The sequence below is a fragment of the Streptomyces sp. NPDC020192 genome, from assembly GCF_044388685.1.
Lineage (GTDB): Bacteria > Actinomycetota > Actinomycetes > Streptomycetales > Streptomycetaceae > Streptomyces.
On record NZ_JBIRXG010000015.1, the window covers coordinates 29,566 to 52,335 of the forward strand.

Below are 22,770 nucleotides of genomic sequence, written 5' to 3' on the forward strand. Positions count from 1 at the left end.
CGACCTGGCACGAGGACCGCACGACGAGGGCCCGGCACCGATCAGGTGCCGGGCCCTCCTGCTGTTCGCGCGTCCGCACCGGACACGCACGGGAACCGCACGCGGAGGACAGAGGTCCGTTCATGCCCGATTGAAGTCTGAACCTGTTTACATTCCGGAAAACTGGGCGTAGCCTCACGGCTGAAACCACACGTTCGGGCATCAGTCGGAAGCGAACGGACATCGAGGCGGAGGCGAACGGGATGTACGCACCGGAACGGCAGCAGGAGATCCTCCGGCTCGCCCGTGACGGCGGCCGGGTGGACGTGCTGTCGCTCGCCGAGGAGTTCCAGGTCACGGCGGAAACGATCCGCCGCGATCTGAAGGCCCTCGACCGCGCCGGCCTGGTCCGCCGGGTGCACGGCGGTGCCATCCCGGTCGGACGCCTCGACTTCGAACCGGACCTCGCCGAACGCGAGGGCACGTCCGCCGACGAGAAGGACCGCATAGCCAAGGCGGCTCTCACGGAACTGCCGAGCGAGGGCACGCTCATCCTCGACGCCGGAACGACGGTGGCGCGACTGGCTGCCGCCATCCCGCTGGAGTCCTCACTCACCGTCGTCACGCACAGCCTGCCGATCGCGGCCCGCCTCGCGGACCACCCCGGCATCCAGCTCCACCTCATCGGGGGGCGCGTACGGCACCGTACGCGCGCCGCCGTGGACGCCTGGGCGCTGCGCGCGTACGGCGAGATCCGGGCGGACGTGCTGTTCGTGGCGGCCAACGGCTTCTCCGCCGAGCACGGTCTGACCACCCCCGACCTCGCCGAGGCCGCGGTGAAGCGGGCCGCGGTCGCCGCGGCCCGCCGCGTGGTGCTGCTGGCCGACTCCGCCAAGTACGGCCAGGAGCACTTCGCCCGCTTCGGCGACCTGAGCGACGTGGACCTGCTGATCACCGACAGCGGGCTGAGCCCCGAAGACTCCGCCGCCATCGAGCGCGGCGGCACGGAAGTAGTGCGCGCATGATCCTCACCGTCACCCCCAACCCGTCCCTCGACCGCACCTACGAGGTCCCCACGCTGGAGCGCGGCGAGGTCATCCGCGCCACGGGCGAGCGCATGGACCCGGGTGGCAAGGGTGTGAACGTCTCTCGCGCCGTCGCGGCCGCCGGTCAGCGCACGGTCGCCGTCCTGCCCCTGGGTGGTGCGCCGGGGGCGCTCGTCGCCGATCTGCTCGATGCGCAGGGCATCGAGGTCGCGCCGGTCCCGGTCGCCGGAGCCACCCGCTCCAACATCGCGCTCGCGGAGGCGGACGGGGTGCTCACGAAGATCAACGCGCCGGGGCCGGAGCTGTCCGCGGAGGAGCAGGAGCTCCTCCTGGACACGGTGCGCACCCAGTCGCACGACGCCGACTGGATCGCGTGCTGCGGCAGCCTGCCCCGGGGGCTCGCGCCCTCGTGGTACGCCGACGTCGTCACGCGGGCGCACGCCGGGGGTGCGCGCATCGCCCTGGACACCTCGGGGCGCGCGCTGCTGGAGGCGCTGCGTGCACGGCCCGACGTGGTGAAGCCGAACGCCGAGGAGCTCGCGGAAGCCGTCGGGCGCCCCCTGGCGACCGTGGGTGACGCGCTGAAGGCGGCCGAGGAGGTGCGCGGCATGGGCGCGCGCGCCGTGCTCGCGAGCCTGGGCGCCGACGGGCAGCTCCTTGTGGAGGACACGGGCGCCTGGTTCGGCCGCGCGCGTGTGGACACCGTCCGCAGCAACGTGGGCGCCGGCGACTCCTCCCTCGCCGGCTTCCTGATCGCCGGCGGCAGCGGCCCCGAGGCCCTCGCCTCCGCCGTCGCCCACGGCGCCGCCGCCGTCCAGCTCCCGGGCAGCGTGATGCCGACCCCCGCCGACCTGGATCCGGCGGCGGTGACCGTCACGGCCGAGATCCCGCTCGACCGCGAACTGACGGAGCCGGTGTCATGACCCCACTCGCGCTCTGCGGCGCACGCCCCGGCACCCGGCGGCTGGGCGCACGCCCCCGCCCCGCGCCCCCGGGCGCACCCACCCGATCGGCCCCGAAGCGGCGGGACTCCCCGTTACTCGCCGCGGCCACCGGACGGCACCTCCGGCCCAGCCACGGTGCCGCCCCCGGGAGGCGGGGTTTCCCCGGCCCCGCCTCCCGTCCGGTCACACGCCCCCACAGCACCCCCGTCCCCATCTCCGCCCACTCCTTCCCCCGGGCGATACGCGTGCATAGGAGCCCGCGATGAGCGACATGATCACCGCGGACCTGGTCGACCTCGACCTGTCCGCCGACACCAAGGAAGCGGCGGCGCGTGCCCTCGCCGAGCGCATGGTGGCCCAGGGCCGGGTGACCGACCTGGAGGGCTTCCTCGCCGACGTGGCCGCTCGCGAGGCCCAGATGCCGACCGGCCTCGACGGCGGCATAGGCATCCCGCACTGCCGCAGCGCCCATGTCACCGAGCCGACGCTCGCCTTCGGCCGCAGTGCCGCGGGCATCGACTTCGGCGCCCCGGACGGCCCGGCCGACCTGATCTTCCTGATCGCGGCCCCTGCCGGTGCCGACGACGCCCACCTCACGATCCTCTCCTCCCTGGCCCGCCAGCTGATGAACACCGAGTTCACCTCGGCGCTGCGGGCAGTCGCCGAGGCGGAGACCGCGGCGGCGCTGATCCGGGGCGACGAGGCGCCGTCGGTGTCGGGCGCGGAGCCTTCGGGGGAGGGCGCGCAAGGTGCGTCGAGCGCTGCTGAGGGCGCCGTGAGCGCCTCCAAGAACACCGCTGCGACGCCGGTGGCGGCCTCCGCCGGCGCCGCAGCGGTCACCACGGCAGCGCAGGCGGAGACGCGGGGCGCGCCCGCTCCGGCGCAGGCGACCCCCGCGGGCGCCGGCTCCGGCGCGGACTCCGCCGAGCGCCCCTTCCGTATCGTCGCCGTCACCTCCTGCCCGACGGGTATCGCGCACACCTACATGGCGGCCGAGTCCCTGGAGAAGGCGGGCCGCGAGGCGGGCGTCGAGCTGGTCGTCGAGACGCAGGGCTCGGCCGGCTTCACCCGGCTCGACCCGGCGGTGATCGCGGCCGCGGACGGCGTGATCTTCGCGCACGACGTCCCCGTACGCGACAAGGACCGCTTCGCGGGCAAGCCGACCGTCGACGTCGGCGTGAAGGCGGGCATCAACCGCCCCGCCGAACTCATCGGCGAGGTGCGCGGGAAGGCGGCGCGCGGCGAGGCGAGCGCTCCGGCGTCCGCGTCGGGCGGCACGCCGGTCGAGCGCGCGGGCGACTCCACCGAGGGTTACGGCACCAGGCTCCGTAAGTGGCTGATGTCCGGCGTCAGTTACATGGTCCCGTTCGTCGCCGCGGGCGGCCTCCTCATCGCCCTCGGGTTCGCGATCGGCGGCTACAAGATCAACAAGGCGCCGTCGGTGATGGACCACTTCGTGTGGACCCAGGCCGACAGCTGGGGCGCGCTGTCCTTCCAGATCGGCGTCGTCGCCTTCGGCTTCCTCGTCCCGGTCCTGGCTGGCTACATCGCCTACGGCATGGCCGACCGACCAGGCCTCGTCCCCGGCTTCGTGGGCGGCGCCATCTCACTGACCATCAACGCGGGCTTCCTCGGCGGCCTGGCCGCCGGTCTGATCGCCGGTGGCGTGGTGATCGCCATCCAGAAGGTCAACATCCCGCCGGCCCTGCGCGGCATCATGCCGGTGGTGGTGATCCCGCTGATCTCCTCGGCGATCGTCGGATTCCTGATGTTCGTCGTGATCGGCAAGCCCATCGCCTCCGCCCAGAAGGGCCTCACCGACTGGCTGAACGGCCTCACCGGCACCAACGCCGTCCTGCTCGGCGCCCTGCTCGGCCTGATGATGTGCTTCGACCTGGGCGGCCCGGTCAACAAGGTCGCCTACACCTTCGCCACCGCCGGCATCGCGGTCTCCAACCCCAGCGACTCCGCGATGAAGATCATGGCCGCGGTGATGGCGGCAGGCATGGTCCCGCCGCTGGCGATGGCCCTGGCCACCACCGTGCGCGGCAGGCTCTTCACCCAGACCGAGCGCGAGAACGGCAAGGCCGCCTGGGTCCTGGGCGCCTCCTTCATCTCCGAGGGCGCGATCCCGTTCGCGGCGGCGGACCCGCTGCGGGTCATCCCGTCCTCGATGGTGGGCGGCGCGCTCACCGGCGCCCTGTCCATGGCCTTCGGCGCCACCCTGCGCGCCCCGCACGGCGGCATCTTCGTGGTCCCGCTGATCGGCAACCCGTTCCTCTACCTGATCGCCATCGCGGTCGGCGTCTGCGCCACCACGGGCCTGGTCGTCCTCCTCAAGGGCATGCGCAAGCAGACCCCCGAGTCCACGGCCGGCGACCCCGCGGCCAATCCGGCCACGACCCCGAAGGAGACCAAGCAGCCGGTGGCGGTGTGACGACCGCGTCACCCCTCACCGCATCTTGTCCCTTTAGTTCGCTGTGAGTTGTTCACGGCACCTGCGAGATACGTCACGGTCCGGGACCAAAGTCCCGGACCGTGGTGTGTACTGGGACGCATGCCTGAGTACGCCCCGACTCTCCAGCTGATCGGCGTGGCCGTCCTCGCCGCGGCGGCCGTCGTCTGGACCGTCGTCCTGCTGCGCCTCTTGGGCCGCACCGGCCTCCAGGCCCCCGCGCGGCGCATCCCGCCCCCGCTCCCGGCGCTGCCGCGCCAGACCCGGGTCGGCCCCCCGCTGGAGTCCGTCGAGCTGACCCCCGCGGAACAGGACGCGTTCGCGGGCCTGGTACGGCAACTCGCCGGCGGCTGACGGCGGAAGGGCGCTACCCCTGCCGAGCCGCGCGCCGCTCCATGGCATCCCGGGCCGCGTCCTCGGACAGGTAGACCTCGCACATGTGCCGCCCGTCGGGGGTCGCCGTGTGCTCGGCCTCCCACAGGGAGACCTCGGTCCCGTCCGGCAGCAGGAACGCGTGCTCGTACAGCGCGTAGCTCAATCCCACTCGTCCGACCCGCCCCGGGCGCCCGAACGCCTGCGTGATCTCGTGCGCGGTCGCCGTCGCCAGCAGCGCCGCCGTCTCCGCGCCGGGCCGGTCCGGGTTCTCCGCACGGCGCAGAAGCCGGCGCGCATGGTCCGCCGAGTCGTCGGAGGCGAACACGTGCCGGGGCTCGGGGATCGCCCACAGCCGCATCAGCGCGGGCAGTTCGAACTCCGGCGCGTCCGGCGGCAGCCCGAGCCGTGCGGTGGCCGTCTGCAGTTCCTCCTCGTCGACGTACACCTCGTGCTCCGGGGCGTCGCCCGGCGTGGGATTGTGCACGAGCTCCCACAGCGTGACCGCCGAGCCGTCGGCGAGCAGCCAGGTGTGCCGGTACGTCTCCCGGTGCCGCCCCGCGCTGTGGTACGCGGAGTGCAGCGAACTGTCGTGCGCCAGCGCGCAGTCGAGCTGCCGTATCACCTCGTCGGGCAGTTCGAAGGAGTTCAGGGCACGGCCGAGGAGCCGCGCGAGATGCTCCTCCGGAGACTCGGGCGACTCGGCTGGTTCGTACGCTGCTGTCTCGTACGGAACGCTCAAGGCATCTCCCGGCGTTGCTGCATGTCACCTTGTGGGTGCATACCGTAGCCCCTCCGTCGGACATCATGTCCGGGAACCGAGAAAACGTACGCCGGGAAAACGTGCGGACCGCGCGAAAAGTTCCCGCGCGGCCCCGCGTTGCGTCAAAGGCCGCCGCTCAGACGGCACTTCCCGCGGTCCAGGCGCTCCACGACATGTTCCAGCCGTTCAGCCCGTTGTCCGGGGCGACCGTCGTGTCGGGGGAGTTCTTCACGATCACGACGTCCCCGATGAGCGAGTTGTCGTAGAACCACTTGGCCGTCGTGTCGCCCTGCGCGCCCTGCACGTCCGTCATGCCGACGCAGCCGTGGCTGGTGCCCTCGCGGCCGAAGGGCGGGTTGCCCTTGTTGTACCAGTAGTTGCCGTGGATGAACGTGCCGGACTCCGTCAGACGCATGGCGTGTGGCACGTCCGGGATGTCGTACTCGCCGCCCAGGCCGACCGTCTGGCTGTTCATGCGGGTCTGCGTGAACTTCTCGGAGATCACCATCTGCCCGTTGTACGTCGTGTGCTGCGGGCTGCCCGTGGAGACCGGCACCGTCTTGAAGGTCTTGCCGTCCCGCACGACCGTCATCGTCTGCGTGTTGGCGTCGACGGTGGACACCTGCGACCGCCCGACGGTGAAGGAGACGGTCTTCTTCTGTACTCCGTAGACGCCGTTCGTGCCCTGGACCCCGTCCAGGTCGATCTTCATCGTGACCTGGGACCCGGCCTTCCAGTACTCCTGCGGCCGGAAGTCCAGCCGCTGGTTCCCGAACCAGTGCCCGACCACCTGCTGACCACTGCTGGAGTTGACCGTGATGTGCGACTGCACGGCCTTCTTGTCGGTGATCGCCTTGTCGAAGGTGAACGACACGGGCATGCCCACCCCGACCGTGCTGCCGCCGTCCGGTGTGTAGGTGCCGATGAAGCTGTTCGCCGAGGTGACGGTGGTGAAGATGGAGTTGGCCGCCGCGGTGCGCCCGTTCGCGTCCTTCGCGGTCGCGTCGATCTCGTACTTCGTCCCGCGGTCCAGCTGCTCCTTCGGCTTCCAGCTGCTGCCGTCCGCCGATATCGCCCCGGCCACGCTCTGGCCGGACCCCGCCACGGTCATCTTCACATCGGTCAGCCTGCCGCCGCTGACCTTCACCCCGGTCGCGTTGATGGACGCGCTGGTCGAACCGTCCTTCGCCGAGATCACGATCTTCGCCGTCGACGTCTTGGGGGATTCCTTGCCGCCCTTGTCGTCGTTGGTGGCATTGGCGCTGCCGCCGCACGCGGTCAGGGTGAGGGCGCCGACCATCAGGGCGGCACAGGCCCCCAGTGCGCGCCGCGCTGCAATGTCCGGCGTTGTCACGGGCTGCTCCAGGTTCATGTGATGTGCGTGATCCGTTCCAGTGCGTGAAGAAGGAGTGCACCGGCACCCGCGAAGGTTCCCGCCGTATCCCATGAACACGATCGCGTGACAGAACCGCGACAATCCAGCCCCGACAGGCGCCCCACGCCCGCCCCACACCGCTCCTATCGCTCGTACAACTCCCCGTACGACGGCCACACTCCACCCGGCCCGTCGACCGACCCGGTGGCGCGCACCCCCCGCACGATCGCGCGCGTCACGAGATCCGCGCCGGCGGCCAGGATCTCGTTGAGCGCCAAGGGGTGTCCGTCCAGCGGGCGCGTGCCGGTCGCGAGCGCGAACACCGTGTCCCCGTCGTGCAGGAGGTGCACCGGCCGTACGGCGCGCGCGATCCCGTCGTGCGCCGTCCCCGCGAGCTTCTGTGCCTGCGCCTTGGAGAGGTCCGCGTCGGTCGCGACCACCGCGAGCGTCGTGTTGAGCGGGGGCGGCGCGTTCCTGGTGGCCGCTTCGTCGAGCCGCCGGCGCGCGGCCTCGAGCACGCGCTCCTCCGGATACTCCACCCGCCCCTGCAACAACAACTCCCCGTACAACGCCCCCGTACCGGGATCCACCACGGCGCCCGCGGCGTTCACGACCGCCAGCGCGGCCACGGTGATCCCGGAGTCGAGCACCGTGCTCGCGGTGCCCACTCCGCCCTTGATCCGCTCGGCGACGGCGCCCGTACCGGCCCCCACGCACCCCTCCGGCACCCGCGCGCCCGGTGCGGCCGCCGCCGCGGCCTCCACCGCCGTGCGCCCCGTCGTCGCGTCGGGCCGTGCGCGGAAGTTCCCTCCGCGCCCCAGGTCGAAGAGGCACGCGGTGGGCACGACCGGCACAACGTGCGCCGGATCCGGCCCCACCCGCACCCCGCGGCCCTGCTCCTCCAGCCAGGCCATCACCCCGGACGCCGCGTCGAGCCCGTATGCGCTGCCCCCGGTCAGCACGATCGCGTCGACCCGCTGCACCACGTTGCGCGGGTCGAGCGCGTCGGTCTCCTTGGTGCCGGGGCCACCGCCGCGCACGTCCACGGCGGCTACGGCGCCGCCCTCGGGGGCGAGGACGACCGTGGTGCCGGTGAGCCAGCCGTCCCCGCGGCGGGTGGCGTGCCCCACCCGCACCCCGGCGACGTCCGTCAATGCGTCAACTGTCATGAGGGCAAGTCTGGCCCGCCCGCCCGCCGCCGAGGGCTCAGTCGGCGGTCGCGGTGGCGCTTGCCGTGCGCTCCCGGCCGACCATGCGCGTCGTCAGCGTCGTGCCGGTCGCCACCGCGCCCGCGGACACGAGCCCCGCCGCGAGCACCGCCCATTCGCCCAGGAAGCTGCAGCAGATCACCAGCAGCGCCGTGACCGGCAGGACCAGTTGCTGGGCGATGCCGACCTTGAAGTGCCGCGAGTGCAGGGCCCACACGGTCAGCAGGTACAGCGCCGTGGGCAGGGTCACGGCGGCCGAGGCGGACAGCGTGGAGATGTGGGCGTTGCCGACCGCCTGTTCCACGGCCACCTCCAGGCCGGCGCCGATCGCGGCGGCCGAGGCGAAGATCAGGTAGTGCCCGTAACCCCACAGGAACGCCTGCCCGTTGGAGCGCAGGTGGCCGTGGATGGGCACCACGAAGTAGATCCACCACGCGGAGAAGACGATCAGCAGGCCGCCCGCCGCGATGGGCAGCAGCTCGCCCAGCGCGGAGTGCTGGTCCACCGCCGACTTCACGGCGACCGTCGCCGCGGAGATCGTCTCGCCGAGCACGATGATGGTGAACAGGCCGTACCGCTCGGCGATGTGATGCGGATGCCAGGAGGTCTCGTAGCTCCTCTCGGCGTACAGCGGCACGCACATCTCCGCGATCGCCATCACGAGGAAGACCCACGGCCGGGCGGGCCCGGGTAGCACCACCAGTCCGAGCCAGCCGACCAGGCACAGCAGCACACCGGTCGCGTACCGGAGCGCCATGGTTCTCTCCGAGCCCGAGGCCGATCTCGCGGCTCTCAGCCACTGCGTGGCCATCGCCAGCCGCATGATCAGGTAGCCGAGCCAGACCACCAGGTAGTCGTGGTGCTGGAAGGCCCGGGAGATGCCGGCGGCCAGTACCAGGACGCCGGCGATCTGCACCAGGGTGACGACCCGGTAGAGGGCGTCGTCGTTGTCGTACGCCGAGGCGAACCAGGTGAAGTTCATCCAGGCCCACCAGATGGCGAAGAACTGCATGGCGTAGCTGAGGATTCCGTTGCCCGCGTGCCCCTCGGCGACGGCGTGCACCAGTTGCGCGCCGGCCTGCGCGATCGCCACGACGAAGCACAGGTCGAAGAACAGCTCTAGCGGGGAGGAGACCCGGTGCGCTTCGTCGCGCCCGCGCGCGGTGAGCCGGCGCAGGAGTCCGGGGGACTGGGGTGCGCCCGACGAGGCGGGCGCCGGAGCGGAACTCGACGTCATGCCTCCCAGGACAGCAGAAAACCTGCCCCAAGGCTTGTGAACGGATTCACAAAACGGGGCCCGCGTCGCGCCACCGTATTCTTGAGGCATGAGCACCGCCCCGGAATCCGAGTCCCGCGACCCGAAGCCCACGCTGGTTTTCGACGACCCGCTGGACCAGCAGTCCTCGGACGACACCGACCGCGGGTGGGGCGAGCGCGCGGAGGGTGACAGCGCGGCCGACCTGAAGCGCTTCCTCGACGAGAAGCCGCCCCACCACCTCTGAGCCGCTCGCGGCAGCGCCGCTAGCGCTCGTCGTGCCCCGATCCACGCTGTGCGACCAGCGCGTCGCGGATCTCCTTGAGCACCTCCAGCTCGGTCACCTCGATGACCTCCTTCGTGCCCTCCCGCGCGGCCTTCTGCGCCGCCTGCCGGGCCAGGTACCTGGCCATCGGCAGGACCATCAGGAAGTACACCACCGTCGCGGTGATCAGGAAGGTCAGCGTGGCACCGAGGACCGAGCCCCACAGGATCGGCACACCGCTCTTGACCGTGCCGTCCGCGGCCACCTGGCACGGGGCCTTCAGGCAGGAGCTGTAGTGATCCAGGTTCTGCGTACCGATCGCTCCGACCAGCGGGTTGATGACCCCCTTGACCACCGAGTTCACGATGTTCGTGAAGGCCGCGCCGATGACCACCGCGACTGCCAGATCGACGACGTTGCCGCGCATCAGGAAGGCCTTGAAGCCCTGCCAGATGTTCGGTTCCTTCTTCGCGCTCACCTAGGGGACTCTCCTCGCATGCACAGGGTGTGGAACGAAACGCTCCGCAACCTACGGCACGGTGAGGCCATTGTGTCCAATCCCGTCGTTCGATCGAGCGACTTGACGGCAAGCCGCCGACAAACCGTCCGAGTCGGTTCAGCACAGCGTCACCGCCAGGCGTGCCGTGGCGCTCGCACCCACGAGCCGGGCCGCCGTGGCACGGGGCACCGACAGCACCACCAGTGCCCCGCTCTCGGCCCCGCCCTCCAGAGGCTCCGGCACCTTGGTCACCCGCACACCGCGCGCGAGCACCCTCGCGACGCCCCCGGCCGACGGGTCCTCCGCGGCGATGACGTCGACGCGGTCGCCGGGCCGTAGCAGCCGGACCGTGGCCGCGTCGGCGATCCGCACCGGCGCCGTCACCATGTCCACCGGCGGGTGCCGTCGTACGGGCGCGGTGACCGGGTGTCCGCGGGCCTGCTCCGGGCGGTGCGGTTCGGTCGCCGTGCGCGGCCCGGCGGCGACGAGGGCGGCCGCGGTCACCGCGAGGCCGGCCGCGATGGCCCGCCTGCGGTGCCGTACGAGCCGTTGCAGCTGATACCGCCCGCCGCGCACGTACACCGGAGGGAACTGCGGGATCTCACAGGTGGCGGGGGCGTCCGTGCCCAGCGGGCGCGGGAGCTGGACGGGAGGCGGGAGCGGGGACGAGGCCGGTGGTGGAGAGGGCCGAGAGCGCGAAGAAGGCGGATGAGAGAGGGGTGCGGGCGAAGCGGGAGAAGTGGGAGGAGGTGAGGACGGAGTCGGGGACGAAGCGGACCAAGGCACGGGAAATCACCACCTGCGACGAGGGATTCGGCTTGCGATGCCACGATGAGGCATCGCGCCGCATTCCGTCGGAGCCGGTGGAAGACGGGCGGATTGTGGATAACTCGGCCACCCGAACGGAGAATTCCGCCCGGCTTTCCACAGGTCCCGCCGTGAACCGCCAGGTGCCTTACGGCAGTTCGAAGCCCGGGTCCATGCCGCCGAGCGCGTTCACGCACAGGCAGTCCCGCGCCGCGGTCTCCGGCAGTGCCGCCACCGCGTCGAACAGCACGCCGCGCAACCGGTCCACGTTGGCGGCGAACACCTGCAGCACCTCCTCGTGCGAGACGCCCTCGCCGGTCTCGGCGCCCGCGTCGAGGTCGGTGACCAGGGTCAGCGACGTGTAGCACAGCTCCAGTTCCCGGGCGAGCGCCGCTTCCGGGTGACCCGTCATGCCCACGACCGACCAGCCCTGTGCCTGGTGCCACAACGATTCGGCGCGGGTCGAGAAGCGCGGCCCCTCGACCACGACCAGCGTGCCGCCGTCCACCGGCTCCCAGTCCCGGCCGTGGGCGGCCTTGAGCGCGGTGGCCCGTCCGGTGGGGCAGTAGGGGTCGGCCATGGAGACGTGCACGACGTTCGGCACCGTGCCGTCGGGCAGCGGCAGCCCGTCGAAGTAGGTCTGCGCCCTGGACTTCGTACGGTCCACGAACTGGTCCGGCACGAGCAGCGTGCCGGGGCCGTACTCGGGGCGCAGTCCGCCCACTGCGCACGGGCCGAGGACCTGCCGGACGCCGACGGAGCGCAGTGCCCACAGGTTGGCGCGGTAGTTGATGCGGTGCGGCGGGAGGTGGTGGCCGCGGCCGTGCCGGGGCAGGAAGGCGACCCGCCGGCCGGCGATCTCGCCGAGGAAGAGGGAGTCACTGGGCGGCCCGTAGGGGGTCTCCACCTGGACCTCGGTCACCTCGTCGAGGAACGAGTAGAAGCCCGAGCCGCCGATTACGCCGATCTCTGCGTTCGCCATGACCAGCACACTAGCTGGCGGCACGACCACGGGGGAGCCGGTGCCCGGAAGCACCCAAGACCCTGCCGTCGTGCGACGGCAGGGTCCAGGGCGAGAGGTGTCAGGCGGCGGAGCTGTTGGTGGAGCTCGACGACGAGGACGAGGAGGACGGCTTCGCGTCGGACGAAGACGTGCCGGACGACGAGCTGGACGGCTTCGACGCTGGCGTGCTGCTCGATGTGGAGCCTCGGGAGTCGTTGCGGTAGAACCCGGAGCCCTTGAAGACGATGCCGACCGCGGAGAACACCTTCTTCAGGCGGCCACCGCAGTTGGGGCACTCGGTCAGGGCGTCATCGGTGAACTTCTGCACCGCCTCGAGGCCCTCGCCGCACTCGGTGCACTGGTACTGGTAGGTCGGCACTGTCTTCCTCCTGGCACTCTGACTCAATGAGTGCTAACGACGGTCCATAGTGACGTATTCCCGGGGATCAGTCCACCGTCACCGGCACGCGGTGACCGACGCCACGTGCGACGGTCACGTTCCGCTGCGGCGGCACCAGCCGTGATCGCAGCGTCACCACGGTCGCCAGCGCGAGCAGCGTGCCGCCCGCCGGCACCAGGAATCCCGCACCGCCCCACAGCCGGTCCTCGAGCTGTCCGGCGACGGTGACGGCGGCCGCCTGCCCGAGCGCGACCGCACCGGTCAGCCAGGTGAAGGCCTCGGTACGGGCGCCAGCCGGGACCAGGCCCTCGACCAGCGTGTAGCCGGTGATCAGCGCCGGCGCGATGCACATGCCGACCAACAGGCCGAGCCCGGCGAGCAGCGGCACCGAGTGCGCCGTCCACAGGGCGGACGCGATGATCGCGAGCGCCGTGTAACCGATGACCAGGCGGCGCTGGGGGGCCGCCTTCCAGGCGATCGCGCCGCAGGCGATGCCGGACAGCATGTTTCCGGCGGCGAAGACGCCGTACAGGACGCCGTTCAGGCCGGGCTCGCCGATCGACTCGGTGAACGCCGCCAGCGACACCTGCATACCGCCGAAGACGGATCCGATGCCCAGGAAGGTGACGACCAGCACACGCACGCCCGGCACGCGCAGCGCGGACGCGTGCTGCACGCGCGCGTGCCCGTTCTCGGCGGCCACCGGCGGCTGCGTGCTCTTCCGCGCGGCGAACAGCAGACCGCCGACGAGTGTCAGCGCGCCCTCCGTGACCAGACCCGCCGCCGGCGTCACGCCGGTGCACAGCGCGGTCGCCAGCAGAGGGCCGAAGACGAAGGTCAGCTCGTCCGTGACCGACTCGAACGCCGCCGCGGTGGTCATCAGGGGCGAGCCCTGCAGCTTCACGCCCCAGCGCGCCCGCACCATCGGACCGACCTGCGGCACCGAGGCACCCGTCGGGACGGCCGCCAGGAACAGCGCCCACAGCGGCGCGTGCGCCAGCGCGAGCGCCGTCAGGGACAGGCCCGACAGCGTGTGCACGAGGACGCCGGGGATCAGTACCGCGCGCTGGCCGTAGCGGTCGGCGAGGCGTCCGCTGTACGGCGCGAACAGCGCCATGGACACACCGGTCGCGGCCGCGGCGGCGCCCGCGGCGCCGTACGAGCCGGTGGTGTGCTGCACGAGCAGCACGATGGAGATGGTGAGCATCGCGAACGGCTGGCGTGCCGCGAAACCGGGGAGCAGGAACGTCCAGGCGCCGCGGGTGCGCAGCAGCTGTCCGTATCCGGGGCGGGACGACGCCGACGGGTTCTCCGCCGACTCGGTGGTGACCGTGGACTCCACGGCCCGTGCCTTTCTTCGCCTGGTAGCGCGCCCGTGCGGGGGCACCGAGAGCTGTCCTCTTGCGCGGAACTGCGGTAGATACCGGTGCCACTGCGGAGGGCGTTCCGGCCGCCATACGGTCGCGCCAGCTCTGCATCAGACAGAGTTGGTTCGATCAGGGTGCCTTCATCCTACAGGGATCAAGGGCTTGTGCACCTGTGAAAACGAGCACGCCGAGGCCTGTTCACCTGGGATTGGCGCCCGTGTGAATCGTACGAAACGCACCCGTAACGCGCGCCCTCGGGGCACGGCCCGCGCTCACCGTCCGGCACTCGCCCCGTCGGCGCCCAGCCACCCCGCGAGCTTGCCGCCCTGAGCGACCGCGCGCAGGCGCCGTTCCGCCGCGTCGCGGACCGGGTCGGTGGCGACGACCAGCAGTTCGTCGTCCCGGCGCAGCACCGTCGTCGGCAGCGGAACGAACGATTTTCCCTCGCGTACGACGAGCGTGACGGCGGCCCCGGTGGGCAGCCGCAGCTCGTTGACCTCCACGCCGTGCATCCGGGAGCCCTCGGGGATCGTGACGGAGAGCAGATGGCCGCGCAGCCGCTCCAGGGGCGCGGACTCGATGCCGAGGTCGGAGGCCTCGCCCTTCTCGCCGAGGCGCAGCCTGCGGGCCACCCAGGGCAGGGTCGGCCCCTGCACGAGGGTGTAGACCACGACCAGCACGAAGACGATGTTGAAGATGCGGCGGCTGCCGGCGACGCCGTTCACCATGGGGATGGTCGCCAGGATGATGGGCACGGCTCCGCGCAGTCCCGCCCATGACATCAGCGTCTGCTCCTGCCACGGCACACGGAACGGCGCGAGGCTGAGGACCACGCTCAGCGGGCGGGCCACCATGGTCAGGACCAGCCCGATGACCAGGGCGGGCCAGATGTCGTCGCCCAGCTCGTGCGGGGTGACCAGCAGGCCGAGCAGGACGAACATGCCGATCTGGGCGATCCAGCCGAGCCCCTCGGCGAAGCCGCGCGTGGCGGGCCAGTGCGGGAGCTTGGCGTTGCCGAGCATCATCGAGGCCAGGTAGACGGCCAGGAAGCCGCTGCCGTGTCCCAGGGCGCCGGCGGCGTACGCCGTGACGGCGATGGCCAGTACGGCGATCGGGTAGAGGCCGGAGGCGGGCAGGGCCACGCGCCTGAGCCCCAGGGACCCGAGCCAGCCCACCGCGATCCCTATGGCCGCGCCGAAGGCCAGCTCCAGGACTATCTCGCCCAGCAGGACGTACCAGTGCTCGACGGGTCCGGCCGCGGAGAAGGCGACGACCAGGATGACCACGGGGGCGTCGTTGAAGCCCGACTCCGCCTCCAGCGTGCCCGTCACGCGCGCGGGGAGGGGAATTCTGCGCAGTACGGAGAAGACCGCCGCCGCGTCCGTCGACGACACCACCGCGCCGATGATGAGCGCCTGCCGCCACTCCAGCCCGACCAGATAGTGCGCGCCCGCCGCGGTGACGCCCACGCTGACGGCGACTCCGGCGGTCGCCAGGACGGAGGCCGACGCCAGGACCGGCCGGACCTCCTTCCACTTCGTGCCGAGACCGCCCTCGGCGAGGATCACGACCAGGGCCGCGTACCCGATGACCTGGGTCATCGCGGCGCTGTTGAAGTGGATGTGCCCGAAGCCGTCCTGGCCCATGAGGACGCCGATCCCCAGGTACACGAGCAGGCTGGGGAGCCCGCTGCGGGAGGAGATCCGGACAGCCGCGACGGCGACGAGCAGGACCAGGGAGCAGACGAGCAGGAGCTGGTTGAGGTGGTGAACAGTCAGCAGCGGTTCCCTTCCTTGGCCCGCGCGGGTGGCGCGAAACACACGTACAGAAGACCCGAGGCTGCGGCGCACCGCACCCAAGTACTTCGTTACCTTACCTAACTCTTGACGCTTTCTTGACGCTCGTCGCGGCAAGATCGAACGTTCGTACACGCTGGTTCCCCACTCCGCGTCAAGCGGCGTGGGGCCCTGCGCCTATGGTTGCTCCAGCGCTCATTCAAAGTCACAGCCCGACCTGCCGCTCGCGTTAGGACAGCAAGGACAGCGATGCCCCCGAATACCACCGCCACAACGGGTGACAAGCCCGCCGAGTCCGGCAGGAAGAAGGGGCGCAAAGCCCGACTTGTCGTGCTGGTTCTGGTCCTGGCCATCATCGGAGGCATCGCCTACGGGGCGTACTGGTCGATCAGCACCGTCCGCGCCTCCTTCCCGCAGACCAAGGGAACGATCACGCTCCAGGGCCTGTCCGGGCCGGTCGACGTCAAGCGGGACGGCAACGGCATCCCGCAGATCTACGCGTCCTCCGACGAGGACCTGTTCATGGCGCAGGGCTTCGTCCAGGCGCAGGACCGGTTCTACGAGATGGACGTGCGCCGGCACATGACCTCCGGGCGCCTGTCGGAGATGTTCGGCACGAGCCAGGTCAAGAACGACGAGTTCCTGCGCACCCTCGGCTGGGACCGGATCGCCAAGCAGGAGTACGACACCAAGCTGTCGGCCTCCACGAAGAAGTACCTCGACGCGTACGCCAAGGGAGTCAACGCCTACCTGCAGGGCAAGGACGGCAAGGGCATCTCCCTGGAGTACGCGGCGCTGGGCTTCGTCAACGACTACAAGCCGCAGCCGTGGACCCCGGTCGACTCCGTCTCCTGGCTGAAGGCGATGGCCTGGGACCTGCGCGGCAACATGCAGGACGAGATCGACCGCGCGCTGATGACGAGCCGGCTCGGCCCGCAGCAGATCCAGGACCTGTACCCCGAGTACCCGTACAGCCGTAACAAGCCGATAGTGCAGGACGGCCAGTACAGCGAGCTGACCAAGACCTTCCGGCAGGGCGGCGCCTCGGGGACCTCGCAGAGCACCGGTACGACGGGTACGACCCGTACGTCCGGGACGACCGGTGGCGCCACGGGCACCACGGGCTCCTCTGCGGGCACGACGGGGACGACCGGCTCCTCCACCTCGTCCACGGCCGGATCGTCGCTCACGAGCCAACTGGGGGGCCTCTACGACGTCCTGGACAACGTCCCGACCGCCGTCGGCGTGAACGGCCAGGGAATCGGCTCCAACTCCTGGGTCGTCTCCGGGCAGTACACCATCACCGGCAAGCCACTGCTCGCCAACGACCCGCACCTGTCGGCGTCCCTGCCGTCCGTCTGGTACCAGATGGGCCTGCACTGCCGCACCGTCTCCAGCAAGTGCCAGTACGACGTCACCGGTTACACCTTCGCCGGCATGCCCGGTGTGGTCATCGGCCACAACGCGAACATCGCCTGGGGCATGACCAACTCCGGCGTCGACGTCACCGACCTCTACCTGGAGAAGGTGACCGCCAACGGCTACCTGTACGACGGCAAGGTCCGGCCCTTCAAGACCCGCGAGGAGACCGTCAGGGTCGCCGGCGGCACGTCCAAGACGATCGTCGTCCGCCAGACCCAGGACGGGATGCCGCTGCTGTCCGACCGTGACGACGAACTCGTCCAGGTCGGCAGGAAGGCCACCGTCAACACCGCCGCGCCCGACCGCGGTGACGGCTACGGCATCGCCCTGAGGTGGACCGCGCTCGACCCGGGCACCTCCATGGACGCCGTCTTCGCCATCGACAAGGCCGCCGCCTGGAGCGAGTTCCGCCAGGCCGCCGCCCTGTTCGACGTGCCCTCGCAGAACCTGATCTACGCCGACACCGACGGCAACATCGGCTACACGCTGCCCGGCAAGATCCCCACGCGCTCCTCGGTGGACGACGGCTCCGTCCCGGCGCCGGGATGGCAGTCGAAGTACCGCTGGACCGGCTTCGTCAAGCAGGACGAACTGCCCTACGAGTACAACCCCCCGCGCGGCTACATCGTCACCGCCAACCAGGCCGTGGTCGACAAGGACAAGTACCCGTACACGCTCACCACCGACTGGGGCTACGGCACGCGCAGCCAGCGCATCACCGACCTGATCGAGTCCAAGATCAAGGACGGCGGCAAGATCTCCACCGACGACATGCGGCAGATGCAGCTGGACGACAGCAGCGAGATCGCCAAGCTCCTGGTGCCGAAGCTGCTGAAGATCAACCTGGACGACAAGAACGTCCGCCAGGCGCAGAAGCTGCTGGAGGGCTGGGACTACACCCAGGAGTCCGACTCCGCGGCGGCCGCCTACTTCAACGCCGTCTGGCGCAACATCCTCAAGCTCGCCTTCGGCAACAAGCTCCCCAAGGAGCTGCGCGTCAAGGGACAGTGCCTGTGGGTCGACAAGATCGACAGCACCGGCCCGGTCGACGACAACACCAAGGTGCGCGAGTGCGGCCAGCGCGACACCGACCAGGCGCAGCCGGACGGCGGCGACCGCTGGTTCGAGGTCGTGCGCAACCTGATGGACAAGCCGGACAGCGACTGGTGGAAGACCCCCAGGTCCGGCACCCGCCGTCCCGCCGCGACCACGATGGACCAGCTCTTCGCCCGCGCCATGATCGACGCCCGCTGGGAGCTGACCGCCAAGCTCGGCAAGGACATCGACACCTGGAGCTGGGGCCGGCTGCACCGTCTGTTCCTGAAGAACCAGACGCTCGGCACCGACGGCCCCAAGATCCTGCAGTACATCCTCAACCGCGGCCCCTGGAAGCTCAGCGGCGGCGAGGCCACGGTCAACGCCACCGGCTGGAACGCCGCCGGGGGCTACGGCGTCGTCTGGGTGCCGTCGATGCGGATGGTCGTCAACCTCGCCGACCTCGACAAGTCCAGGTGGATCAACCTGTCCGGCGCCTCCGGGCACGCCTTTAGCGCGCACTACACGGACCAGACGAGCAAGTGGGCCAAGGGCGAGTTGCTGCCCTGGTCGTTCTCGGCCAACGCGGTCGACAAGAGCACCAGCGACACGCTGGTCCTCAAACCGTGAGCCACCGCTGACGGCACGGTCACCGGAACGGCCCTCCACGCGCACGCGTGGAGGGCCGTTTCCGTGTCGTGTCAGGCGCTCGGGAAGCGATGCACGCCGGAGGGTGTCACCACGGCGTGCACCGGCTTGTCGTGCGCCTCCGCCGGGACGCGCGCGACGACCTCCGTGTCGTACAGCAGCACCACGAGCCGGGGGCGTGCGCCCGCGCGCTCCAGACGAGCCAGCACGCGGTCGTACGACCCTCCGCCGCGTCCCAGGCGCATCCCGCGCGCGTCCACCGCGAGCCCGGGCAGGAGCACCACGTCGGCGGCCGTCACGGCGTCCGGGCCGAGGCTGCCGCCCGCGGGCTCGTAGAGCGCCATTTTCCCGCCGTGCCGGACCCGCGCGAGGGAGTCCGGGCCGGCGTACTCGCCCCAGTCCAGGTCGTTGTCGGGCAGGAGCGTGGGGAGCAGGACCCGTACGCCCCGCGCGCGCAGCGCGTCCAGCAGCGCCCGCGTGCCGGGTTCGCTCCCTACGGAGACGTACGCCGCCACCGTGCGCGCGTGCGCCAGCTCGGGCAGCTCCAGGGCGCGCCGCGCCACCGTGCGCCCTGTCGCGGCTACGTCATCCGGCGTCAACCTGTTCCTCACCGCGAGGAGCTCCCGCCGCAACATTCGCTTGTCAGGATCGCTCATGCGTCCGTCGTGTTCCACGGGTCGTCCTCGTACCCTTCTTGATTGTTCAATGCGGTCATAAAGGGTCAACCAGCCGGAGTCACAGAATCCGTACAAAGGCACCGGATAAGGTTGCGGGCATGACTCAGTCGCACCCCAGGATCAGCAAGGCTGTCATTCCCGCGGCGGGCCTCGGCACCCGGTTCCTGCCGGCCACCAAAGCCACTCCCAAGGAGATGCTGCCGGTCGTCGACAAGCCGGCGATCCAGTACGTGGTCGAGGAGGCCGTGTCGGCGGGGCTCGATGACGTGCTCATGGTCACCGGGCGCAACAAGCGGCCCCTCGAGGACCACTTCGACCGCAACTACGAGCTGGAGTCGGCGCTCGAGAAGAAGGGCGACGCCAAACGGCTCGCGAAGGTGCGGGAGTCCAGCGATCTGGCGACCATGCACTATGTCCGCCAGGGCGACCCCAAGGGCCTCGGTCACGCCGTACTGTGCGCCGCCCCGCACGTCGGTCACGAGCCCTTCGCCGTCCTCCTCGGTGACGACCTGATCGACCCGCGCGACCCGCTGCTGCAGCGCATGATCGAGACCCAGGAGCGGCACGGCGGCAGCGTGATCGCCCTGATGGAGGTCGCGCCCGAGCAGATCCACCTCTACGGCTGCGCGGCCGTGGAGGCGACGGCCGACGGCGACGTGGTGAAGGTGACCGGGCTGGTCGAGAAGCCGGACCCGGCGGACGCCCCGTCGAACTACGCGGTCATCGGCCGCTATGTGCTCGACCCGCACATCTTCGGCATTCTCCGCCGGACCGAGCCGGGCCGCGGCGGCGAGATCCAGCTCACCGACGCCCTCCAGCAACTCGCCCAGGACGAGAAGGTCGGCGGCCCGGTTCACGGCGTCGTCTTCAAGGGCCGCCGCTATGACACCGGCGACCGCGGCGACTATCTGCGTGCCATTGTCAGACTCGCGTGCGAACGTGAAGACCTGGGCCCGGACTTCCGGACCTGGCTTCGCAGTTACGTAGCCGAGGAGATGCAGCAATCTTGAGCAGCGCCGCGACCCGCCCCGCCGGCCCGGACCACCTGTGGTCGGTGGACGAGCACCTGGAGGACATCCTCTCCACCGTCCGCCCCCTCGAGCCGATCGAGCTGCAACTGCTCGACGCCCAGGGCTGTGTCCTGGTCGACGACGTCACGGTGCCGGTGTCCCTGCCGCCGTTCGACAACAGCTCCATGGACGGGTACGCGGTGCGGGTCGCGGACGTCGCGGGCGCCAGTGAGGAGTTCCCGGCCGCCCTGGACGTCGTCGGTGACGTCGCGGCGGGCGCGGCCGACCTGGTCCGGGTCGGCCCCGGGCAGGCCGCCCGGATCATGACCGGCGCCCCGCTGCCGCCCGGCGCCGAGGCCGTCGTCCCCGTCGAGTGGACCGACGGCGGGCTCGGCGAGGGACCGGTCAGCGGCATGCGGGCGCGCAGCCTCGCCCCCGAGGGCGCAGAGGGGCAGGTGCGCGTGCACCGCCCCGCCGAGGCACGCGCGCACGTACGCGCGAAGGGCAGCGACGTGAGGGCCGGCGACCGCGCCCTGGAGGCCGGCACGATCCTCGGCCCGCCACAGATCGCGCTGCTCGCCGCGATCGGCCGCGGCACGGTACGCGTGCGCCCGCGCCCGCGCGTGGTCGTCCTGTCCACCGGCAGCGAACTCGTCCAGCCCGGCGAGGAACTGGCCGGCGGCCAGATCTACGACTCCAACAGCTTCGCCCTCACCGCCGCCGCGCGGGACGCCGGCGCGATCGCCTACCGGGTGGGCGCCGTCGCCGACGACGCCGACACCCTCCGCTCGACCATCGAGGACCAGCTGATCCGCGCCGACCTGCTGGTCACCACGGGCGGGGTGAGCGTCGGGGCGTACGACGTCGTCAAGGAGGCGCTGTCGTACGTCGGTGACGAGGACGAGGCGGGCAGCGGCGTGGAGTTCCGCAAGCTCGCCATGCAGCCCGGCAAGCCCCAGGGCTTCGGTTCCATCGGCCCCGACCACACGCCCCTGCTGGCCCTGCCCGGCAACCCCGTCTCGTCGTACGTCTCCTTCGAGCTGTTCGTCCGCCCCGCCATCCGCGCCCTGATGGGCCTCACGGACCTCCACCGGCCCCGCACCCGGGCCGTCCTGAAGGCGGACAAGGCGCTCGGCTCGCCCAAGGGGCGCCGGCAGTTCCTGCGGGGCGCGTACGCCGGCGGCGAGGTGATTCCCGTGGGCGGTTCCGGCTCGCACCTGATCGCGGCGCTGGCGCAGGCCGACGCGCTGATCGTCGTCCCCGAGGACGTGGTCTGCGTCGAGCCCGGCGACGAGGTGGAGGTCGTGCTGCTCGGCTGACCCACGCGCGCGTGGGCGTGCGGCGGGGTCCACGGGGGTCCTGGCCCGGTGCGTGCGCCGGCTTGGCGGTACCGTGGCGCGCACAACAGGCCCGTGCACCGCACTGCGACGGGCCCGGACCGGGAGCGGCACACCATGAGTACGGACGACCGACTGACGCACATCGACGACGCGGGCGCGGCCCGCATGGTCGACGTATCGGGGAAGGACGTGACCGCGCGCACCGCCCGCGCCAGTGGCCGTGTCCTCGTCTCATCCCGCGTGGTCGAGCTGTTGCGCGGCGAGGGGGTGCCCAAGGGGGACGCCCTCGCCACCGCGCGGATCGCGGGCATCATGGGCGCCAAGCGCACCCCGGACCTGATCCCGCTGTGCCACCCGTTGTCGGTGTCCGGTGTGAAACTGGACCTGTCGGTCGCGGACGACGCCGTGGAGATCCAGGCCGTCGTGAAGACGACGGACCGTACGGGCGTCGAGATGGAGGCCCTCACCGCCGTGACGGTCGCCGCGCTCACCGTGATCGACATGGTGAAGGCGGTCGACAAGGGAGCGGTCATCACGGACGTACGGGTGGAGGAGAAGACGGGCGGCAAGTCGGGCGACTGGAGCCGGGCATGACCTACCGCGCTCTGGTGGTCACCGCCTCCAACCGGGCCGCGGCCGGTGTCTACGAGGACAGGGGCGGCCCCCTGGTCGCCGACGGCCTGAAGGGCTTCGGGTTCGACGTGGACGGCCCCCGGGTGGTCCCCGACGGGGATCCGGTGCGGGAGGCCCTGCGCGCGGGTGTGGCGGCCGGGTACGACGCCATCGTCACCACCGGCGGCACCGGGATCTCGCCGACCGACCGCACGCCCGAGGCGACCCGCGCGGTGATCGACTACGAGGTGCCGGGCATCGCGGAGGCCATCCGGGCGTTCGGCCGGGAGAAGGTTCCGACCGCCGCGCTGTCCCGGGGCCTGGCCGGGGTGGCGGGGCGGACCCTGATCGTCAATCTGCCGGGCTCCACGGGCGGGGTGAAGGACGGCCTCGCCGTGCTGGAGCCCCTGCTGGCCCACGCCGTCGACCAGATCCGCGGCGGCGACCACCCCAGATCCAGTGGCGGGGGTGCGAGCTGAACAGCCCTTCCTG

General features: G+C 71.2%; 21 protein-coding genes. 10 read left to right on the forward strand and 11 right to left on the reverse strand.

Annotation, left to right across the window (positions count from 1 at the left end; translation table 11 throughout):
- Positions 1–242 precede the first annotated feature (242 nt).
- The 4 genes from ACH47Z_RS27065 to ACH47Z_RS27080 all read left to right on the forward strand — a co-directional run bounded on the left by ACH47Z_RS27065 (position 243) and on the right by ACH47Z_RS27080 (position 4,778).
- Complete coding sequence (locus ACH47Z_RS27065; RefSeq protein ID WP_399078010.1) at positions 243–1,004, forward strand: DeoR/GlpR family DNA-binding transcription regulator; 762 nt, start codon at positions 243–245, stop codon at positions 1,002–1,004.
- Positions 1,001–1,948, forward strand: a complete 948-nt coding sequence (gene pfkB / locus ACH47Z_RS27070; protein WP_399078012.1) for a 1-phosphofructokinase — start codon at positions 1,001–1,003, stop codon at positions 1,946–1,948. The genes ACH47Z_RS27065 and pfkB overlap by 4 nt, the downstream gene beginning before the upstream one ends.
- Before the next feature lie 283 nt (positions 1,949–2,231).
- A complete protein-coding gene (locus tag ACH47Z_RS27075) occupies positions 2,232–4,406 on the forward strand; it encodes a fructose-specific PTS transporter subunit EIIC (RefSeq protein WP_399078014.1) in 2,175 nt (724 codons plus the stop codon).
- A 120-nt stretch (positions 4,407–4,526) separates the two neighbouring features.
- Positions 4,527–4,778, forward strand: coding sequence for a hypothetical protein (locus tag ACH47Z_RS27080; protein WP_399078016.1), 252 nt, complete (start codon positions 4,527–4,529; stop codon positions 4,776–4,778).
- Between the two features lie 13 nt (positions 4,779–4,791).
- Here the strand turns inward: ACH47Z_RS27080 and ACH47Z_RS27085 are convergent, their stop codons facing one another.
- From ACH47Z_RS27085 to ACH47Z_RS27100, 4 genes are all read right to left on the reverse strand, one after another.
- A complete protein-coding gene (locus ACH47Z_RS27085) occupies positions 4,792–5,538 on the reverse strand; it encodes a DUF6227 family protein (RefSeq protein WP_399078019.1) in 747 nt (248 codons plus the stop codon).
- Positions 5,539–5,695: 157 nt separating this feature from the next.
- Complete coding sequence (locus ACH47Z_RS27090; protein WP_399078360.1) at positions 5,696–6,913, reverse strand: Ig-like domain-containing protein; 1,218 nt, start codon at positions 6,911–6,913, stop codon at positions 5,696–5,698.
- Positions 6,914–7,077: 164 nt separating this feature from the next.
- Positions 7,078–8,103 (reverse strand): P1 family peptidase, encoded by a 1,026-nt coding sequence (locus tag ACH47Z_RS27095; RefSeq protein ID WP_399078021.1) that lies wholly within the window; start codon positions 8,101–8,103, stop codon positions 7,078–7,080.
- A gap of 37 nt (positions 8,104–8,140) precedes the next feature.
- Positions 8,141–9,379, reverse strand: coding sequence for a low temperature requirement protein A (locus tag ACH47Z_RS27100; protein WP_399078023.1), 1,239 nt, complete (start codon positions 9,377–9,379; stop codon positions 8,141–8,143).
- Positions 9,380–9,467: 88 nt separating this feature from the next.
- On the opposite strand from ACH47Z_RS27100, the gene ACH47Z_RS27105 reads away from it, so the two are divergent.
- Complete coding sequence (locus tag ACH47Z_RS27105; protein ID WP_399078024.1) at positions 9,468–9,644, forward strand: hypothetical protein; 177 nt, start codon at positions 9,468–9,470, stop codon at positions 9,642–9,644.
- 19 nt (positions 9,645–9,663) lie between these two features.
- On the opposite strand, the gene mscL is transcribed toward ACH47Z_RS27105, so the two are convergent.
- From mscL to ACH47Z_RS27135, 6 genes are all read right to left on the reverse strand, one after another.
- Positions 9,664–10,140 carry a large conductance mechanosensitive channel protein MscL gene (gene mscL, locus ACH47Z_RS27110; RefSeq protein WP_399078026.1) on the reverse strand — a complete coding sequence of 159 codons (477 nt, stop codon included), beginning with the start codon at positions 10,138–10,140 and terminating at the stop codon, positions 9,664–9,666.
- 138 nt (positions 10,141–10,278) lie between these two features.
- Positions 10,279–10,791, reverse strand: coding sequence for a hypothetical protein (locus ACH47Z_RS27115; protein WP_399078362.1), 513 nt, complete (start codon positions 10,789–10,791; stop codon positions 10,279–10,281).
- Positions 10,792–11,116: 325 nt separating this feature from the next.
- Positions 11,117–11,950: an S-methyl-5'-thioadenosine phosphorylase gene (locus tag ACH47Z_RS27120; RefSeq protein WP_399078028.1), complete on the reverse strand. Its 834-nt coding sequence runs from the start codon at positions 11,948–11,950 to the stop codon at positions 11,117–11,119.
- Between the two features lie 100 nt (positions 11,951–12,050).
- Positions 12,051–12,350, reverse strand: a complete 300-nt coding sequence (locus ACH47Z_RS27125) for an FmdB family zinc ribbon protein (RefSeq protein ID WP_399078030.1) — start codon at positions 12,348–12,350, stop codon at positions 12,051–12,053.
- 67 nt (positions 12,351–12,417) lie between these two features.
- A complete protein-coding gene (locus tag ACH47Z_RS27130) occupies positions 12,418–13,713 on the reverse strand; it encodes an MFS transporter (protein WP_399078032.1) in 1,296 nt (431 codons plus the stop codon).
- Positions 13,714–14,010: 297 nt separating this feature from the next.
- On the reverse strand, positions 14,011–15,558 hold the full coding sequence (locus ACH47Z_RS27135) for a potassium/proton antiporter (RefSeq protein WP_399078034.1): 1,548 nt from the start codon (positions 15,556–15,558) through the stop codon (positions 14,011–14,013).
- Between the two features lie 225 nt (positions 15,559–15,783).
- Here ACH47Z_RS27135 and ACH47Z_RS27140 point away from each other — a divergent pair, with 225 nt between their 5' ends.
- Positions 15,784–18,621 (forward strand): penicillin acylase family protein, encoded by a 2,838-nt coding sequence (locus ACH47Z_RS27140; protein ID WP_399078036.1) that lies wholly within the window; start codon positions 15,784–15,786, stop codon positions 18,619–18,621.
- Between the two features lie 71 nt (positions 18,622–18,692).
- Here the strand turns inward: ACH47Z_RS27140 and ACH47Z_RS27145 are convergent, their stop codons facing one another.
- Positions 18,693–19,274, reverse strand: coding sequence for a 5-formyltetrahydrofolate cyclo-ligase (locus ACH47Z_RS27145; RefSeq protein ID WP_399078365.1), 582 nt, complete (start codon positions 19,272–19,274; stop codon positions 18,693–18,695).
- 140 nt (positions 19,275–19,414) lie between these two features.
- On the opposite strand from ACH47Z_RS27145, the gene galU reads away from it, so the two are divergent.
- The 4 genes from galU to ACH47Z_RS27165 all read left to right on the forward strand — a co-directional run bounded on the left by galU (position 19,415) and on the right by ACH47Z_RS27165 (position 22,757).
- Complete coding sequence (gene galU / locus ACH47Z_RS27150; protein ID WP_399078038.1) at positions 19,415–20,326, forward strand: UTP--glucose-1-phosphate uridylyltransferase GalU; 912 nt, start codon at positions 19,415–19,417, stop codon at positions 20,324–20,326.
- Positions 20,323–21,645 carry a gephyrin-like molybdotransferase Glp gene (gene glp, locus ACH47Z_RS27155; protein WP_399078040.1) on the forward strand — a complete coding sequence of 441 codons (1,323 nt, stop codon included), beginning with the start codon at positions 20,323–20,325 and terminating at the stop codon, positions 21,643–21,645. Before galU ends, glp begins: the two co-directional genes overlap by 4 nt.
- A 135-nt stretch (positions 21,646–21,780) precedes the next feature.
- The gene (gene moaC / locus ACH47Z_RS27160) at positions 21,781–22,260 is read left to right on the forward strand and encodes a cyclic pyranopterin monophosphate synthase MoaC (protein WP_399078041.1); all 480 of its coding nucleotides are present in this window, start codon (positions 21,781–21,783) and stop codon (positions 22,258–22,260) included.
- Positions 22,257–22,757 (forward strand): molybdenum cofactor biosynthesis protein B, encoded by a 501-nt coding sequence (locus ACH47Z_RS27165; protein WP_399078042.1) that lies wholly within the window; start codon positions 22,257–22,259, stop codon positions 22,755–22,757. Before moaC ends, ACH47Z_RS27165 begins: the two co-directional genes overlap by 4 nt.
- Positions 22,758–22,770 lie beyond the last annotated feature (13 nt).